The organism is Mesorhizobium sp. ESP-6-2 (genome assembly GCF_020164675.1).
Classification (GTDB): domain Bacteria; phylum Pseudomonadota; class Alphaproteobacteria; order Rhizobiales; family Rhizobiaceae; genus Mesorhizobium.
Window position 1 is genome coordinate 140,350 of the sequence record NZ_JAIUGT010000010.1, and the last position, 17,223, is coordinate 157,572.

The 17,223-nt window shown below is 58.7% G+C and carries 14 protein-coding genes and 1 pseudogene; 10 read left to right on the forward strand and 5 right to left on the reverse strand.

Going from position 1 to position 17,223, the window contains the following annotated elements:
- Window positions 1–60 precede the first annotated feature (60 nt).
- The 4 genes from LB532_RS23955 (at window position 61) to LB532_RS23970 (ending at window position 4,725) form a co-directional block, all read left to right on the forward strand.
- A complete protein-coding gene (locus LB532_RS23955; protein WP_224557283.1) occupies window positions 61–2,490 on the forward strand; it encodes an N-6 DNA methylase in 2,430 nt (809 codons plus the stop codon).
- A complete protein-coding gene (locus LB532_RS23960; RefSeq protein ID WP_246674445.1) occupies window positions 2,390–3,367 on the forward strand; it encodes a type ISP restriction/modification enzyme in 978 nt (325 codons plus the stop codon). The genes LB532_RS23955 and LB532_RS23960 overlap by 101 nt, the downstream gene beginning before the upstream one ends.
- Before the next feature lie 101 nt (window positions 3,368–3,468).
- Window positions 3,469–3,750, forward strand: coding sequence for a hypothetical protein (locus LB532_RS23965; RefSeq protein ID WP_140640789.1), 282 nt, complete (start codon window positions 3,469–3,471; stop codon window positions 3,748–3,750).
- Between the two features lie 18 nt (window positions 3,751–3,768).
- Complete coding sequence (locus LB532_RS23970) at window positions 3,769–4,725, forward strand: COG2958 family protein (RefSeq protein WP_140640791.1); 957 nt, start codon at window positions 3,769–3,771, stop codon at window positions 4,723–4,725.
- Window positions 4,726–5,043: 318 nt separating this feature from the next.
- Here LB532_RS23970 and LB532_RS23975 read toward each other — a convergent pair whose 3' ends face one another.
- Window positions 5,044–5,775: a topoisomerase DNA-binding C4 zinc finger domain-containing protein gene (locus tag LB532_RS23975; RefSeq protein WP_140641015.1), complete on the reverse strand. Its 732-nt coding sequence runs from the start codon at window positions 5,773–5,775 to the stop codon at window positions 5,044–5,046.
- A 60-nt stretch (window positions 5,776–5,835) separates the two neighbouring features.
- On the opposite strand from LB532_RS23975, the pseudogene LB532_RS23980 reads away from it, so the two are divergent.
- From LB532_RS23980 to LB532_RS23995, 4 genes and pseudogenes are all read left to right on the forward strand, one after another.
- Window positions 5,836–6,144, forward strand: a pseudogene (locus tag LB532_RS23980) (CapA family protein); the annotation flags it as partial.
- 330 nt (window positions 6,145–6,474) lie between these two features.
- Complete coding sequence (locus tag LB532_RS23985) at window positions 6,475–6,942, forward strand: hypothetical protein (RefSeq protein ID WP_126089354.1); 468 nt, start codon at window positions 6,475–6,477, stop codon at window positions 6,940–6,942.
- A gap of 1 nt (window position 6,943) precedes the next feature.
- The gene (locus tag LB532_RS23990; protein WP_224557286.1) at window positions 6,944–7,627 is read left to right on the forward strand and encodes a DUF2971 domain-containing protein; all 684 of its coding nucleotides are present in this window, start codon (window positions 6,944–6,946) and stop codon (window positions 7,625–7,627) included.
- A 356-nt stretch (window positions 7,628–7,983) separates the two neighbouring features.
- Complete coding sequence (locus LB532_RS23995; protein ID WP_140640797.1) at window positions 7,984–10,122, forward strand: type I restriction enzyme HsdR N-terminal domain-containing protein; 2,139 nt, start codon at window positions 7,984–7,986, stop codon at window positions 10,120–10,122.
- An 81-nt stretch (window positions 10,123–10,203) separates the two neighbouring features.
- On the opposite strand, the gene LB532_RS24000 is transcribed toward LB532_RS23995, so the two are convergent.
- Window positions 10,204–10,971, reverse strand: a complete 768-nt coding sequence (locus tag LB532_RS24000; protein ID WP_224557289.1) for a hypothetical protein — start codon at window positions 10,969–10,971, stop codon at window positions 10,204–10,206.
- Between the two features lie 392 nt (window positions 10,972–11,363).
- Here LB532_RS24000 and LB532_RS24005 point away from each other — a divergent pair, with 392 nt between their 5' ends.
- Complete coding sequence (locus LB532_RS24005; protein WP_140640799.1) at window positions 11,364–12,488, forward strand: TIR domain-containing protein; 1,125 nt, start codon at window positions 11,364–11,366, stop codon at window positions 12,486–12,488.
- A 476-nt stretch (window positions 12,489–12,964) separates the two neighbouring features.
- Here LB532_RS24005 and LB532_RS24010 read toward each other — a convergent pair whose 3' ends face one another.
- The 3 genes from LB532_RS24010 to rnz form a co-directional block, all read right to left on the reverse strand.
- Window positions 12,965–14,239: a hypothetical protein gene (locus LB532_RS24010; protein ID WP_140640801.1), complete on the reverse strand. Its 1,275-nt coding sequence runs from the start codon at window positions 14,237–14,239 to the stop codon at window positions 12,965–12,967.
- A 301-nt stretch (window positions 14,240–14,540) separates the two neighbouring features.
- Window positions 14,541–15,008, reverse strand: a complete 468-nt coding sequence (locus tag LB532_RS24015; RefSeq protein ID WP_140640803.1) for a metallophosphoesterase family protein — start codon at window positions 15,006–15,008, stop codon at window positions 14,541–14,543.
- A gap of 7 nt (window positions 15,009–15,015) precedes the next feature.
- A complete protein-coding gene (gene rnz / locus LB532_RS24020; RefSeq protein ID WP_140641019.1) occupies window positions 15,016–15,921 on the reverse strand; it encodes a ribonuclease Z in 906 nt (301 codons plus the stop codon).
- Between the two features lie 731 nt (window positions 15,922–16,652).
- On the opposite strand from rnz, the gene LB532_RS24025 reads away from it, so the two are divergent.
- The gene (locus LB532_RS24025) at window positions 16,653–17,195 is read left to right on the forward strand and encodes a restriction endonuclease (RefSeq protein ID WP_210239902.1); all 543 of its coding nucleotides are present in this window, start codon (window positions 16,653–16,655) and stop codon (window positions 17,193–17,195) included.
- Window positions 17,196–17,223 lie beyond the last annotated feature (28 nt).

A 17,223-nucleotide genomic window follows, 5' to 3' on the forward strand; every position in this document is an offset into this window, starting at 1 on the left:
AACAGAAAGTGGCAGTTTGGCCTGATTCACCCTAGGGGTGAGACGGCGCGGAGGGAAATATTGGCTGCAGGGACAGTTGCAGGTGCGGTGTCGGCCTATGGCGCATCGCTGAAACCGAAACTTTCGAATCCGGCAATCGGCGGGCAGCCCGAAGACCAGCTTCGCGGGCCTCTTGAGGTGCTGGTCAAGTCGCTCGCAGAGGTCGGCGGTTTCGCGGCCGGCGATGTCCACCTGGTCGGCGAGACCAGCCTCGCCGACATCAAGACCCGGCCAGATTTTGCGGTAACGGCCAACAAGGCGCTGGTCGGATTCATCGAAGTCAAGGCACCGGGCAAGGGTGCCGATCCGCGCCGCTTCACCGATCCGCACGACAAAGAACAATGGGGCAAACTGAAATCGCTGCCCAATCTCCTCTATACCGATGGACAGTCCTTCAGCCTGTGGCAGGACGGTGAGATCGTGGGCAAGGTCGTCGCGCTCGAAGGCAATATCGAAAGCGACGGAGCGAAGCTCGCCGCCCCCGACGCGCTGCTTACTCTGATCGTCAATTTCCTGACCTGGAAACCCATACCGCCCGCCAACGCCAAGCAGCTCGCGGAGATTTCGGCGCGACTGTGCCGTCTTTTGCGCGATGAGGTGATCGAGCAACTGGAGCGCAAGAGCCAAGGGCTGACGGACCTCGCGAGCGACTGGCGCAGGCTGCTGTTTCCGGAGGCCAACGACTACCGTTTCGCCGATGGCTATGCGCAGGCCGTGACGTTCGGCTTGCTGGTCGCTCGCGCCATCGACATTCCGCTCTCCGGCGGCATCCACCAGGCAGCCTACCAGTTGCGCGGTTCCAATTCGCTGATCGGTACCGCGCTCGGCCTTCTTACTGACGATCCCGAAAACCAGAAGGCGCTGGAGACGTCGCTCGCCACGCTGACCCGCGTGCTGAACGAGGTGAACTGGCACACCATCAGCAAGGACAAGCCGGAAGCCTGGCTCTATTTCTACGAGGATTTTCTCGAAGTCTACGACAACGATCTGAGGAAGCTGACCGGCTCCTACTACACGCCGCCGGAGGTGGTGGCAGCGATGACGCGGTTGGTGGACGAAACCTTGCGCGGGCCGCTGTTCTCGCGCCCGGCCGGCCTGGCCTCCATCGACGTAACGCTTGCCGATCCGGCCATGGGCACAGGCACCTTCCTGCTCGGCGTGATGCGCAAGATCGCAACCACCATTGAGGCAGACCAGGGGAAGGGCGCGGTACGCGGAGCGATCGAGGCGGCGATGGGCCGACTGATCGGCTTCGAGCTTCAGTTCGGCCCCTTCGCCGTCGCCCAGCTTCGCCTGATCGCGGAATTGCAGGCGCTGACAAAGCCGGATGCCACGAAGCCGCCGAAACTGCCTGACTTGCAGCTTTTCGTCACCAACACGCTCGGCAACCCGTATATCGAGGAGGATACGCTGGTGCAGAGCGGCCCGATCGCACAATCGCGGCGGGAGGCCAACAGGATCAAGCAGCAGCGCGACATTACCGTGGTGCTCGGTAACCCGCCTTACAAGGAAAAGGCGCGCGGGATGGGTGCCTGGATCGAGCAGGGCAGCGGTGAGAAGAATCTGGTCGCACCGATGGACTGGTGGGCACCACCGCCGGAATGGAAGGTCAGCGCCCACGCCAAGCACCTGAAGAATCTCTATGTCTATTTCTGGCGCTGGGCTACGTGGAAGGTGTTTGGCACCGGCAATCGCGCAGCGACGGGAAACCCCGACCGCGATGAGGAAGGTATCGTCTGCTTCATTACCGTCGCCGGCTTCCTGAATGGTCCCGGCTTCCAGAAGATGCGCGACGACCTGAGGCGCACCTGCTCTGACATCTGGGCCATCGATTGTTCACCGGACGGCCACCAGCCGGAAGTACGGACACGAATCTTCCAGGGTGTGCAGCAGCCTGTCTGTATCGTGCTGGCCGCGAAGCCGTTGGGCAAGGATCGGAATGCGCCGGCCAATGTGCGATTTCGCGCGTTACCCACGGGTCCGCGCGGAGACAAGTTTGCCGCGCTGAAGATGCTGAGCCTTGACGCGCCGGACTGGCTGGACTGTCCCTCGGATTGGCGCGCGCCATTCTTTCCGGCGGCGAGCGGTGACTGGGCGACCTTCCCGCCGCTGAAATCTTTCTTCGTCTACGACGGGTCTGGCGTGATGCCGGGACGTACCTGGATCATCGCACCGGACCGTCAGTCGCTTGAGGCACGCTGGGCGCGGCTTACTTCGGAGAAGGACGCGGCGAAACAGGAGCCTGTTTCATCCGCACCAAGGTGGAGACAAAACCGCTTCCAAGAAATCACAGGTAGGCTTGGCCGGGCATCAGCACCGCACCCAAGCGGTCAAGGACGATCCGCTGCCAGTGATCGCGCCCACCCACTACAGCTTCCGTTCATTCGACCGCCAATGGATCATTCCGGATGCAAGGCTCATCAATCGCCCGAACCCCGAGCTGTGGGATAGCTATTCAGCGAAGCAACTCTTTCTGACAGCCCTAGAGCGAGTTTCGCCGAGATCTGGTCCGTCCATCACGTTCACAGGGCTGATTCCAGACCTCGATCATTATCATGGCCGTGGCGGTCGCGCCCATCCGCTCTGGCGCGATGCCTCGGCGAAGGTTCCGAATATCCCGCCGCAACTGCTCGGTGCGTTGGCCGAGGTCTACGGCCATGCAGTATCGGCCGAGGACCTAATGGCCTATTTGGCGGCGGTGATGGCGCACCCGGCCTTCACCGCGCGGTTCCAGGAAGACCTCGTGCAGCCGGGCCTACGTGTGCCGCTGACAGCGGATCCGGCGCTCTTCTCGGAGGCTGCTGCGCTCGGCCGCGAGGTGATCTGGCTGCACAGCTATGGTGAGCGCTTCGCCGATCTCACGGCCGGACGGCCGAAAGTGCCGCCTCGCATGGCAGAGAACGCTCGGCCGTTCGTTCCGGAGGGTGGCGGCATTCCCGGCGCGCCGGAGCCGCTACCCGACACGATGGAGTATGACGCGACGAAGAATCGGCTTCATGTCGGCAAAGGTTTCGTCGACAATGTCTCGCCGGAAATGTGGAACTACGAGGTCTCGGGTAAACAGGTGGTGTGGCACTGGTTCAGTTACCGTCGGCTTGATCGTACGCGGCCGCAGATCGGCGACAAGCGCCCGCCTTCCCCGCTCGACAAGATACAGCCCGATCATTGGCTCGCCGAATACACCAGCGACCTTATCAACCTCCTCAATGTGTTGGGGCGCCTGATCGCGCTGGAGCCTCGCCAAGCAGACCTCATGAAGCTCATCCTAACGGCCGAGCTCATCAAAGTCGATCATCTGAAGACGGCGCTGGGCGTTGGGAGCAACTGACAGGCGTGTGTCAGGAAACCGGGGATAAGTCAGCTTGCGACCGTCGCATGACCTGTTCGGCTGGGGCATAGTGTAGGCTTGAGAATCGCACCAGTAGGACCATGGCCAGGAATCAGCTCGACCTTTTCGGCGCCGACCAGCCCGAGCTTTTCGACGAGGACGCGCCGCCCGTCTATTACCACGGCGATCCCGACCGCGTGCGAGCGAGGCTGCATAGGCTGATTGCCGAGGCGCGGGCGGCTGAAACGCTGCCGTGGGACGCTGACAGCGTGCGGCTTTACCGCAAGATCGTGCCGCAGATGGTGCTGTGGCTGCCCGAAGACGAAGCAAAGCAGCTTTGTTTCGATTTCGAGGAGGAGATGCGGCGGCTGCTGGCGGCGTAAAACTCGGGGCTGTCATCCATGGCATTAGAATTGAAGAACAGGGTTGTTGAACTTTTGTCAGCGAACCCAGGGAAGCGATTCAAAGCTAGGGACATAGCGATATGGATTGCAGAAACATACCCTGAGGCTGCGGCGGCGAAGATAAGGCGCAGCGTAGCAATCCAGACCCATGATCAGCTTCTTTATCAGCTTGTCGCCGAGATCGGGGCTAATCGTCCCGTGTGGCAAAAGCAGCTTCCGCAACTGCGCAGCACCGAAGGCGTGCGACCGCGCCTCTTCTATTGGTCCGACAAGACCGAAGCACAGGAAGTGGCTGATGTGGAGAGCGGCAAGGAACCTGTCCTTGAGTTCGCGACCGTACCGGAAGATGCCGTTCCCGCTGCCGCCGGCGAGACCGAAAGGAAGGTTCTGCGGCGAAGTGAGCATGATCTGTATCCGCTCCTCGTAGAATTTTTGGAAGCGGAGCATGGTGTTCAAGGCCATCGCATCGATGAGAAGAAATCTTCCAATGCGTACGGGAGTGGCGGCAACAAGTGGCTGTTTCCAGACGTAGTGGGTATGGAAAACCTGTCGGACGGCCTTCACCCCGAGGTTGTGACAGCAATCCGGGAGAGCCGCGACAGGCAAGTCCGTCTCTGGTCGTTTGAGGTAAAGCTTCTCATCAACCGTTCGAATGCCCGCGAGACGTATTTTCAGGCCGTCTCGAATTCCTCATGGGCCAATTACGGCTACCTTGTTGCCGCCAATTTCGAAGGTTCCGAAACTCTCAAGGAATTGCGAATTCTGTATGCGATGCACGGCATCGGCCTGATCCGCCTCGATGAGGAAAATCCTATCGAGAGCGAAATCCTTGTTCCGGCGCGCGAGAAGCCAGATATCGAATGGCCTATGTGCAGCCGCCTCGCAACGGAGAACAAAGACTTCAAGCAGTTCATGACCAAGGTTCGCCACTTCTTCCAGACGGGCGACATGTAGTCGATAATCCTTCCACCACGCAGAGATAAATCGAGGGGTCGATTGTAGGGGGCGACGATGGATCCGAGGAGAAGGTTAGACGAGAAGAGCGAAAGGCTTCGCTCGTCAAGGGTTCCCTTCATTGAGATCTATCGAGAGGCGGTCCTTGAAGAGCAGCCGCTTGGAAAACCACTGGGACGCGAGGTCATCGTTATCCGGATCGAAAAAAGCCATTTTGTGCTCTACTCGTTGTTTTTTGGGTTTTCCTGGCCCTCATCATCCTTGGCATAGCTTCCGGGTAAATGCCCTATGTTGAGGGTGGTTGCCGTGGGCGAACGGTCAGCCGGCCACCGAACAAGAATACCTGCACCGAGGATATTCGGAGCAGCCCAGGAATTCGCCGAACCTGCCGCTCTTTCTAATGAGGTGACCGCTACAGTTCTCTGTCGGGCATGGGGGCTTTGGCGCTTTGTTGCGATATTTCTGTTTCTTGAACTCCCAAGGGTGGATATTGTCCTTGAAGGCCCATATGCCCCGCTTTGCTCGTTTGGCGTCCTCCAAGGCATCGAGGTAACGCTGATCGGGTCCGTATCGCTCCAGAACCCATGCCCAGCCATTGACGACCATCTCTAGCTCGATGTTTCTCGTCACGCGGAAGGGCGCCCCAAAATTCGTTATGACATGAGGGCATGACGATGATGTTCTGAACTCACCGGTGGCGTAATCCAGCGTCAGATAGGGGACGCAAACGACGCGGCCGTACGTGTCTACTGAGCGCCCGGTATTCATCTTCATCAAGATGGCAAGTTCGACCCACTTGTCGCCGATCAAGGCGGTGAGGAAATCCCTGGCCTCTTGGCCCCCGGGCTGATCCATTTCCGGAGCATCGATGAACCCGAATCTAGCGGTTATCTCAATCTCGGCTTGATCCCTTGGGTTTCCTGTGACCTCGGAAACCTTGACCCGAGTGAGAAACCCGTCACCATCGAATATCTTTAGCACCGGAACACTAATCGTGTCCGTTTGCGGATCCTCAGGCACAATGATCACGGAATTTACTTCTTGAGTCATTGTAGCGGCGGCCAAGGGATAGGAATGGCAAGACTATATCTTCCACGTTTCGTTTAGGAAGCCGATATCGCCTTCACGATTTTCGAGACCACGGTGTTCGGCCAGCATGGTGGATGACCGATGAAGGGTTCCTACTTTGGTTGTTCGGCAGCCGTGGTGCTGGATGCGCTGAAGGACATCGGGTTCAACGCCCTAGCGCTCTCCAACAACCATGCCTTCGATCTCGGCCCGCTTGGCGTTCTGTCGACGCTCGAAGAGGCGGCGGAGCGAGGCTTCCATCACGCCGACATCGGTGTCGATGCCGAGGATGCGCGTCGCCCGGGAATGAAAACCTATGGCGCGAGAAAGGTGGCGCTTGTAAGCCGGGAGCCGAGATGATCGAGGACTTGGCGGCCCGTTCACGCTCGCACGGCCTGTCGATCGCCGTCAAAAAGGGTGCCGAAATGCTATGTGGCCGCCTGCGAGCTGAACCGACTGCTTAGCGCCTTCAATACAGTCGTTTAGGCCGGTGTCACCAGTTCCTAAAGCTGCCTTTCATCCGGAACCGGTTTCATCGTCAGGTTGGGGATTGCTAGGAATGGCGGGTTTGGATGAGTGCTTCCATGTCGGGACGCTGACAATAGAGTCGAGATATGGCACCCAAGACAGCATGATTTGCAGACACCCGAAGTAAGCGCGGGATCGACGGAGGGGCGGTCGATGCATCCACGGTTTCTGGAGAAGGTTGGTGGCCTTCACACGTTGTACGAGAAGCTGATGGCGATGAAGCCGCACGCCGGTACACCGCCACCAACAAAGATTCCCGTCAGCGGCGTCTACCTGTTCAGCGAAGGTGACGAGCCCCTGTACGTTGGCCGTTCAAACCGGCTGCGTGAGCGCTATTTCCTCCACACCCGAAACGGGTCGCGCCACAACCAGGCGAGTTTCGCCTTCCGGATTGCAGTCCAATTGCTAGACCTCCCCGCCGCCCGCTATACGAAGGAGGGTGGTCGCAAGGAAATCGCACTCATGGAAGATTTCATCCGGGAGTTTGCGGCAGCCAAGACGCGCATTCGCAACATGAACTACCGCTATGTTGAGGAAACGGATCAGACGCGGCAGGCGCTGCTTGAAATCTACGTCGCAACGGTTCTGGACACTCCATACAACGACTTTAGGACTCACTAACATGCGGCGGCTCTACCACTTCCTGAAGGGCCAATATGCGGTCGCCGCCATCGAGAAGCGGCGCCTACGCATCTCCCGCATCGAAGACCTCAATGACGCTTTCGAATTCATAGGCATCGCGCTCGACGACAAGCGCGACCGCATCCACCTGTCCTCGTATCGTCGCCGGCTGGGCATGGAGCAGGGCATTATCTGCATGAGCGAAACTTGGTCCAAGCCGCAGATGTGGGGGCACTATGGCGAAAGTTTTCGCGGGATGGTGCTTGGGTTTGACATTTCGGAAGACGACTTCTTCAAGGTCCGTTACCGCAAAACCAGGCCGCGCCTTGCCGACCTCGGACTGTCATCGTATGCCGAAATCGGACCTGAGCACCTTAAAGACTTGGCGCGGATAAAGTCTGACGGCTGGGCATATGAAGACGAGTGGCGCTGGCAACTGCCACTGGTCAATCCCGAGGTCATCCAGGGCCAGGCGCACTACTTCCAGCCATTCGGGCCCGGCCTGCGGCTGAAGGAAGCCATTGCCGGTCCAAAGTTCCGCGAGCGCTCCTACGAGCAGATGCGGGAGATGGTGAAGGGGATGGGCGTCGAGGTAATGCTGGCACGGGGCGACTTCGCCAAGTTCGAGGTCACCCGTCAACGCCAGTTTAGTTTATGGCCGCCTGTTGATCCGCAGACACCTTAGCGGCAACAAAGCGTTGGCAGTTCGGCAGTTCGGCTGGGTAGGAGCGAAAAGAAGGCAGGCTGCTCGCCCAAGACGTAGCTCAACGTCTGATATCACGGCGGCGACCGGAAGGAGTCATCCTGCCTTCGACCCCGTTGTGGCTGTCTGGAACGCGCCTTCGCCATTCGAGGTGCCATCGGAAGCCGCCAAATGCGGACGTAGGATTTGGCCTCCGCTTAGGCTGGCATGAGGCACAGTATCGACGGTACGCTCGTCTATGAGTTGCGGTGGAGGCTGCGAACTGGCATCGCTTGACTTGCACATGGGCAGGCGGCCAGAAGCAGGCTGACTTATGTTAGGATTTGGATCGAAACGAAATGACGCTCGACATCAGGGGAAGCATCAAGAACACCAAGCTCAGCTTGAACCAATACGTGGTCTTTGAAGAACTTATCGCCAATGCGATCGATGCCTATCTCATTCGGCGAGCGAGCGACCAATCCGCGCCGGACATGAATATTGCAATCGAAGTCGATTTCTTGCGTGCAGACTTGCTCGACGATCGCGAACTAATGAACGTTTCGTGCGGCGACAACGGATGCGGTCTCGGCGACGACCAACTCAAGGCCTTCCTGACAAAGGATACGTCTTACAAGGACGATCTCTCCATCTCTGGCATCGGAAAGTGCAAGGGCGCGGGACGCATCCAGTTCTTCCATCATTTCGCAGCGATGAGGATCACCAGTACCTACAGGGACGGTGACGCTCTGCTGAAGCGCGAGTTTCGGTATTCCGAACCGCAGAAGCAAATCGAGGCTGACGATTTTACCACGGCGCCGGTCGCTGAAGCCGACATCGGGACCGTCATCCGGCTTGAGCAATTCAAAGAGGCGGTTCGCCCGCGCGTATCCCACGGTGAGGCCCTCAGCACCCTCTTCTCGGCGCCGGGGCTGAAAAAGCAGATGCTCGTCGCTTTCCTGCAGCGGCTCGTCGGACTCGGTGAACAGCTCGGCAACTTCGAGATCCGGTTCACCACACGGCACTGGAAGGACGACCAAGCGAAGATCGAAGCGCTACGGCTCGCCGACCTGCCGGCAGTCACTGCCGAGCGTGCTGTTGATGTCGAAGAGCGTGATCCTGCATCAGGGGACCGTCTCGGCACGCGGCAAACATTCAACCTCTCCCACTATCAGCTCGATGCCGAACAGTATGATCTTCCGCGCAACGCCATCGCCTTCTGTGCCAAGTCCACGCCTGTGAAGGACATCACGGGTCACTACCTCAGGACGCGTACCGAGCAAAACAACCCGGTCGGCGGTTTCCATCATATCGTGCTGATCGAGGCTGACTATCTGGACGCACGCGTCAACGAGCAGCGCGACGACTTCGACAATATTCCCGACGAGATTCCTAGCGGCGATATGTTTTCGGCGGAAAAATTGTCCTACGCTGACATTCATGAGGCGCTCGACCCGGTCATCGACGAGATGGTCACTCCTGCCGACTGGAAGAAGGAGGCGGTGCTCAAGGAGGCCACCCACCAGTTCGGTATCAGCGAAGCGATGCTACAGGATACCAAGACCAGGATCGTGTACGGCGAATCCGCCCAGTCGGTCGCTGAACGCGTGTTGAGCAAATACCAGAAGGCCATCATCGACGAGACCGCCGCGATCTTCAGCCTCAAGGAGGAGATCATGGCAGCCGAGCCGGACTCCGACGAGTTCCGCCAGAAAATCCATGAGCTTTCCTGGAAATATACGTCATCGCTCAAGAATTTCGACATGGCGAACCTGTCGCAGCTAATCGTGCGTCGCGCCGCGATCGTCGATATCCTCGATCTCGCCTGCGGCCAGCGGCTTGCCATGCAGGCGGCCGCCGACGGCGCCAGACGCAAGGATGAGCAGATCATCCACAGCATCTTTTTCCCGATGCGCAAGGACAGCACCGAAACGACTGATCACGATATCTGGTTGCTGAGCGAAGAGTACCAATATTATGACTATATCGCGTCGGATTTGCCGCTCGCGAACATCAAATGGAACGATGACACCAATGTATTTGAGAGTGACATCGACGAGGCACTTCGAAAAATTCTTGCGAAACGCACGAGCGACAACGGGGGCAAGCGTCCCGACATCGCGGTGTTCAGTAAGGAGGGCTCGGCGATCATCGTCGAATTCAAGGCGCCTGGTGTTCCCACTGACGAGCATATCGGCGATCTTTCCGAATATGCTCAGCTGCTTGCGGCGAAATCCGGCGGCAAACTCAGAAAATTCTATGGCTATCTGATCGGCGATAGCGTCAATACGCTGCGTCTGAGCGGGAACTGGACGCCGTTCCCGACCGGCAAGGGCTGGTTCCAATCAAGCGAACTGAAGGATCCCGAGACGCGGCAATCGCTGGGTGAGACCTATTTCGAGATACTGCATTTCAGTGATGTGATCGACCGCGCCAAAAAACGCATTGGCGTCTACCAGGACAAACTCAAACTGGACTTCCGTCGCGACAACATTTGAACTGCGACCGCGCCCCTGGGTACGCCTAGCGCGTTTGAGTTCCGGGAGCGGACTGGCAGGACTCGGCCCCTCGGGCACCAGCTAAACGTCGACGATAACGGGAGGTCCTAAGCCGCCAACCCGTAGTCGTTTCAGTGATGGGCTGCTGAGATCGACTTCAATTTCTGATGTGAACGGAACTGCGTAAGTTTCGGCGTCGAATCCCCTGAAAGCGACCCCGGCAGCCTTCATCGCCTTAAATACCTTGCAAACGGCAGAAACGAAGATGGGCATCAAGTCCAAATAGATTTGATCCTTCGGGTATCGGTCACGTAAGCCGCGGTCGCGGATTGCCGGAAGTTTGAGCTGCATATCGATGCCTTCCATCCTCCGCACAGCCTTGTCGCTGCCGACGATGGTATCGAGGTACGGCGAGGCGCATGAAGGATCAAGCCGAGCGTCCAGATCGTCCAGCCTGACGTAATGGGACATCTGGATTGGACTGCCATGAAGCGTGGGGTGGCTCGCAAGCAGGAAGGAAGCGCCGCACCAGCGATCCAGATCGGTATCGAGGTACAGACGCCGATTCAAACTGTGGAACAGGGGATGATTACGATGATGGATTGCATTGCGTACCGCTAAGAGCACGGTGGTATCGCCGTTGCCGAAATATGGGAACAGGCCCTTCGAGACATCATAGAGCGTGTGAAAGGCCTCAAGCTTCATTTCGAAAGTGCGATCCAGGTTGTCAATCGCCTCCTCGGGATCAACTTTGAATAGCTCACCAAAGCGCATGTGCGTCTCGACATACATTCGCATGATGTTCGCTAAGCTGCCGATCGCTCTTTCTATGATCTGATTGCTGCTCAATCGTGTCGTTCCGATATGGTGGCCATCGTGCAGTCGCCACGACCAAGCCGTTGTCCCAACGACGCGTGCCGGGGAGCGCTTCTTGTAGACCGACGGTCTTGATTGACCAAGATCAATGGCAGCCTTCCGACCTTTGAAGTCCAGCAGCCGCCAGTCCGCTTCCGGCCCCGAAGCTGCCTTGGCGCGCGCCGAGGCCAGCGCCGTAAGCCCTTCGACCCGTATTGAATCACATCCCGGAATCCGGTGGCAAGCCGATCGTCGCAGTCCACAGCGGAAAGGCTTTTTTCATGACGTCGATGTTGAGAGGGTGATGCCGGTGGCCTACCTTTGCGTAAGCACACTGAGTCCGCGGACGTTGACGCCATGGTCACGCCGAAACTATGGGGTCGCCGATGGAAGGGCAGGAACTGATTGAGATCGCGGATCGGTTGAAGGTCCTGGCAGATGGGCTTGAGGTCGACGAACTCACCCAAGGATTGCGACGCATCGGTGCGGTGTGCGAGCAGGTCGGGCAGGCCTGGAGTGGGTCCAACCTCGGCTACCATTCCGTCGTATACTATGCAGGTTTGGCACGGCCTCCCGCCGGCGCACATTTCAGCATCGAGTCTGGGATAGCAGACGCGTGGCCGTTGGATGGCTCGGTCGGGACCTGGGAAGAGTATCGCTATGACGACGTGGTGGCGGAGATTAAACGCCGTGGTGGCAATCCCGATCTGAAAAAGATGGAGGTCGAATCTCGTGCGGTGGCGCAAGCGGTCGATGAAGCGAAGCAAACGATCGCCTCTTTGCTCTCCGAGGCGTTGCGCGACCGTCCAGACAGTTTCCTCGAGGATGTGAAATCAAAGATCGCAGACGAGCGCGTCCTTTCAGAGCAGGATGGCGCGCGGGCGATGCTGCCCCGGGGCCAAATCATCTCGCGTGACATGCGCGCGATGACGCAAGGCATGCGCTTAGCGCCACACCAAGCCGTCACGCTTAAGATGGCGTTACTCGGGGCACCGGGCATCGTCGCGCGTAAGATCTCCGGTCTTGCACGGCAGGCCGGTTCCCATCTTCTCCGGGTGGAAGGGCGGAAGCGAAAATCCGCGCTGGTGGGCACCAATGTGTTCATTGGCCACGGCCGCAGTCTCCTTTGGCGCGCGCTCAAAGACTTCGTCCAGGACCGGCTGCATTTGCCGGCCGACGAGTTCAATCGCGTCCCCGTGGCAGGCGTTACAAATATCGCCCGGTTGTCCGAGATGCTCGATTCCGCGGCGATCGCTTTCATCATCCTCACCGCCGAGGATGAAATGAAGGATGGCAAGCTACAGGCACGCATGAATGTCATTCACGAGGTCGGCCTGTTTCAAGGTCGACTCGGTTTCACCCGGGCGCTTGTGATGCTTGAGGAAGGATGCGAAGAGTTTTCTAACATCCAGGGCCTTGGCCAGTTGCGGTTTCCCGTAGGCAATATCACAGCTTCGTTTGAGGACGTTCGACGTGTCCTTGAGCGTGAAGGTCTGATCGATACCCGCTAGCTGTCATCGACGCACGCCTGGCGCCCCTGCTAAGAGCGGTCGGGCCGGCTTCCATCCCTAACGCTTTAGGCTTTGGCCGTAGACGCGGAGCGAGAGTCCTTACGGCTTCGCCTCCCGTGCGCCCATACCGCCCCGCATCGATTTCGCTTGTCCCGGCCCGAGTTTCTTCGGAGCTCGGGTGACCAAGACGTTGAAGTCGTGGAAGGTGCCTCAAGCCGGGCGGAATGCCGACCAGGCTGCGATCTCGACCGTCCCACGTCCGCTTTCGGTGCCTTCGGTCGGTTGCGGGATGGCTTGTATGGGGTCGGATGCTAAATGGCAGCTTGCCGCCAAACCCGGCCAAGACCGGACAGTCCGTTGTCGGCCCCAAAGTTGTCAATGGCGTGTCTATAACAAGTTGGGTCGTCTGCCCGAACCGTTGCCCTTCATCCCGGATTGTTTGGGCGGCGCGCGGTGGTATCGTCAACCAAGACTGCTTAGGCGTATTTAGCACGGTGCCGTTCCTCTGGGGCTACCCAGCTTTCGATGAAATCCAGCGGGTCTACACCTCCCATCATTGCCCTCGCGAGGGTCAGACGCTCCTCCAGGCGGGGCCGCCGCTCATCGGCAGCATACTTCAGGCGCTCTTCCGCATCCGCGAAAAATCGCTCTACAGTCATGGCTCTTCCCCACCGCTCGATGATTTCCTCAAGCTGCTGCCGGCTGTCGGCAAGGGCCTGAGCTGTTTTCCGGGCATCCTCTTGCCTTAGGTAGCGCTCCCACTCCTCCTCGCGCTCTTTTTTCCTTTTCGCTTCAGCCAGATCCTCGGCGACCATGAGGCGCTGCAAATTGTCCTTCGCCGCTTTCAAAGTCTCGACGATCTGCGGGATCAACGTGGCAAGCGCTTCCTGCTCCGTTTCTTGCCAGCTGACGGACCAATCGACGCCCTTTTTCGGGGAATAGGCAATCACCCGAAAACGTCCCGACGGCATATCCTGCTCTGTTGTCCAGGAATGCGTCAGCTGCCAAGGTTTGGCTGATCTTATGAGCCTGCTATCCTCGCGATGGTATTCACCATTGAGGGATCGCATCGACACTCGTTCGGTCATCTCGGTGAGAGCGAGCCCGATTGGCACCGTGTCGATATAGAAGACGGTCGGCCGGTCCGGAGCCCAGATGCTTCCGGAGTGATAGCGTCCGTATTTGCGATCCTTTCGCTCCAGTTCCTGTTCCTTGACGTGGATGCGACCAAAGTCATCGGCGGCCTGAGCGATGTGAACTCTGTACCCCTGCTTGTCCAGAGCGAGGTACAGGTCATTGGCGATCGACAGAGCGCGCGGCAACGCGGTTTCCGATGAAATCACGTCCGGCAGGATCCTCTTGTAGGGCCTGAGGAACTCGCCGTCTTTGATGTCACGCGTTTTTCGTAAATGCTCTTCGACACCGAACAACAGCGGATGATGCGCTGGCCGATCAGGTTTCGCTACCCGCCTTGTCTTGCGTGCCGCGATTTCTTCCGGCGTCCTCTTCGGCCGTGGCTTTGGGATCGACGGCGTGATCTCGATGGTTTCATCCGGTGCCTCCGGCAGGGCTGGCAGATCTGCTGCAAGCCCGAGAGATTTGCGGGTCCAGTAGCCCGATCCGGGGTAGGGGACTTGGTATCGCTTGCAGATGGCGGCCAGCACTGTGCCGGAAATTCCAAGCTCCGGGGCGACTTTGCTGAGCGGCCTGTCACAGACCCGCTTATAAAGCTCCAGACGTGTCAGTTGCATTAGCGATAGGTCTCAGTTCAATCGCGACCGATATCGTCCTGCCGGATAACGGCAGGCGCTGGATCTCGCCGCTTGTCCCCGACTTATCAGCGGTTTGGATAATTTTTGCGACGGCGGCGCTGGTCAGGCCACCGTTTCGATGTTCGTCTTTTGTACTCAAGAAGTCGCATAAAAGGCATTGTCGAATTCTCCATCCGCGCGTTTCGAGAATCCAACTTGAGGTGATTGGTCGCGCCCGGACGCGTTCATTCAACCGATGCGGGCCGTCCCGCTTGGCATGCGATCGCCTTGAGCCCGCGCCTTAGCCGCTACTTAGATCGTGAATGGCCGGCTGTAGACCGTCAGGCGTGATATCAACCGCCGCAAGCGTAATCGGCAACTTGAAACGACGGGGGCCGGCGCTGCCTGGATTGAGGTATAGCACACCCTCAACGGTTTTGAGTTGCGGCACATGGGAATGGCCCGACACGACCATGTCAATACCGAGCGATGCTGGTGAGACCTGCAGCATTTTCAAATCATGCAGGACGTAGAACGTTCGGCCTGCGAGACGCACCAACGCCGTGTCCGCATAGGTCGAAGCCCACTCGGCTGTATCGACGTTTCCTCTGATCGCGGTGACCGGTGCGATCCGCTGCAGCGCGGCAAGGATTTCGGGACTGCCGATGTCCCCGCCATGGATGATGTGGTTTACCCCGGCCAGGCGCCGTTCCGCTTCAGGCCTCAGCAGGCCGTGCGTGTCAGCGATGATGCCTATCCTGAATGTCATGTCGCGGTCATATGGTGAGCACATCGAGATCAGCCGCAATGCGGCTGTTCGGAAATGCCCGCACGGCTTCCGCAAGGAGTTCGTCGTCGGCATAGCGGCCGGAGATATGCGTAAGAACGAGGTCCTTCACACCGCTCGTCGCGGCCAGAGTTGCCGCTTGCGCCGCCGTGAGATGGCCGTAGTCGCGCGCCATGGCCGCATCTCGTTCCAGAAAAGTGGCCTCGATCACCAGAAGGTCGGCGCCGCGGACATGTTCGGCAAGCCCATCGGTGGACTCCGTATCGCCGATGATGACCAGCTTCTTGCCTGCTTCCAGCGGCCCCAACACGTCTTCGGAAGCAACTATCTGGCCATCAGCGAGGGTGATAGACCGGCCTTCTACCAGTTCCTTCCTGATTGGACCGTCTGGCACGCCCAGAGACGTGAGGTGCTCGGCGCGAAGGTGGCGGCGCGGTGGTGTCTCGAGCACGAAGCCATAGCTATCTGTGTCGCGGTGACGAACTTGAAAGCAGTCGATCATGAATTCGTCCGCGTCGAAAAACCGGCCGGGCGTCAGCGGCTCAAGCGCTAGCGGGATCGGCGCTCGTCCTTCACCCCACAGACCAGCGAGCATGCGCATGACGACGTCGAGGGTATCCGGGCCTCCGTGGACGGTGAGGAGATCTTCGCTTTGACGCAGCCGGAGCGTCGAGAACAGGCCGGGGATGCCAAGGATATGGTCGAAATGCGCATGAGTGAGCAGCAGGCGATGAAGCCGCCTGAAGCCGGCGCCGCTGCGCAGCAGCTGGCGCTGCGTGCCTTCCCCGCAGTCGACCAGAATTCGGTGGCCTGCGGCCTCGACAAGCAGGGCAGGGTGATTTCGCTCGGTAGAGGGTACGCTGGCCGAGGTGCCAAGAAACGTCAGTCTGAAAATCATGGAGCCAGTCTAGCCCGCGAGCGGCGAGGCCTCAAAGCGGGCAAACAACGCTTTCCACGCGGCCAGTCTGCCGTGGCCATCTTTGACTATTTTGAGGCCACGCCCTGCTCAGACTTTATCCCCAGGTTTGACCATCACCGTGGACGAGGTCGTGGTCAACTGCGGTCGCATAAATCGCGGTTGGAGCGATTGGAACGCTGCATCTCCGCTCTCTGCAACGGCAGCAAGCAAGCATCAGCTCGCTGAGTTAGTGCGTACAACGTTCCTGCTTCAGAACAACATCGGGCCGGCACGAAGCGACCTGAACGACGCCGGCCACGCCAAACGCTCGCCCCCAAACTTTAAGCATCAGCTGGAATGAATCCGTTTTGAATCCGTCCGCTCTATGGAGGACTGAACCGAGCAGATTGCCAGTCGGCGAAACGTCTCGATAGCCATACGAGCCGGCCGCGCAATAGCTGACGATTTGCCCATGCCATGTGCTTGAGAAGCGGTGGCGCTCGCCGGGAAAATTGGCTTGAACGCGCCGATCCCACGGTGAGCTGCGTCGATGGCGTATTCAAGCAAATGGTTGCGATTGCCGCTTGGACCTACCGAGATTGATAAAAAGGGGCGCGCAACGCATTAGCTGGGCTCAGCGGCCAAGTGTCCTATGATCTGGGCGGCATCCCTCGAGATTTCGCCAGTGCAGTTCGATTGGCTGACCGGTACAAATATCAGTTTCAGTGGTGGGCTACTATTTGGTTGGCGTGCAAGCTCTTAAGGAGATACGCAAAGGTCCGGATCGTGGCATTGATGGGCAAATGTATTTCATGAACGGGCCTCGAGGCTGGGGCCGCGTGCTGACGTCTGTCAAAGGCGGTCAGCATGTAGGCACCAAAGATGTACGCGAGTTCAAGGCCGTCATCGATCGTGAGCGGGCCGAAATGGGTTTATTCATTTGCCTCAGAGATCCAACGCGCGACATGAGGTCGGAAGCTGCATCATTTGGTTTCGTCGATACCGCTCATGGTCACTTTCCGAGATTGCAGATCGTTTCAATCGAGCGATGGTTCAACCGAAAGCGCCCAGTTATTCCATCGCTGGGGCATGTCTCACGGGGGTTTTTTCGCCAATCTTCCAAACCCGACAAGAGCTACAAAAAGAAGCGTCCGGACCCAGCGGCACCCGAGTTCCCCTTCAGCTTTATCGGCGATGGTAAGGGCGAGGTCGTACATTTTAACCCAGCTGTGGTGCCAAAGGACAAGGCGCATATGGGCGGCCTGCTCTAAGTCGCAACCAACCCGCCGCCGCTCGTTG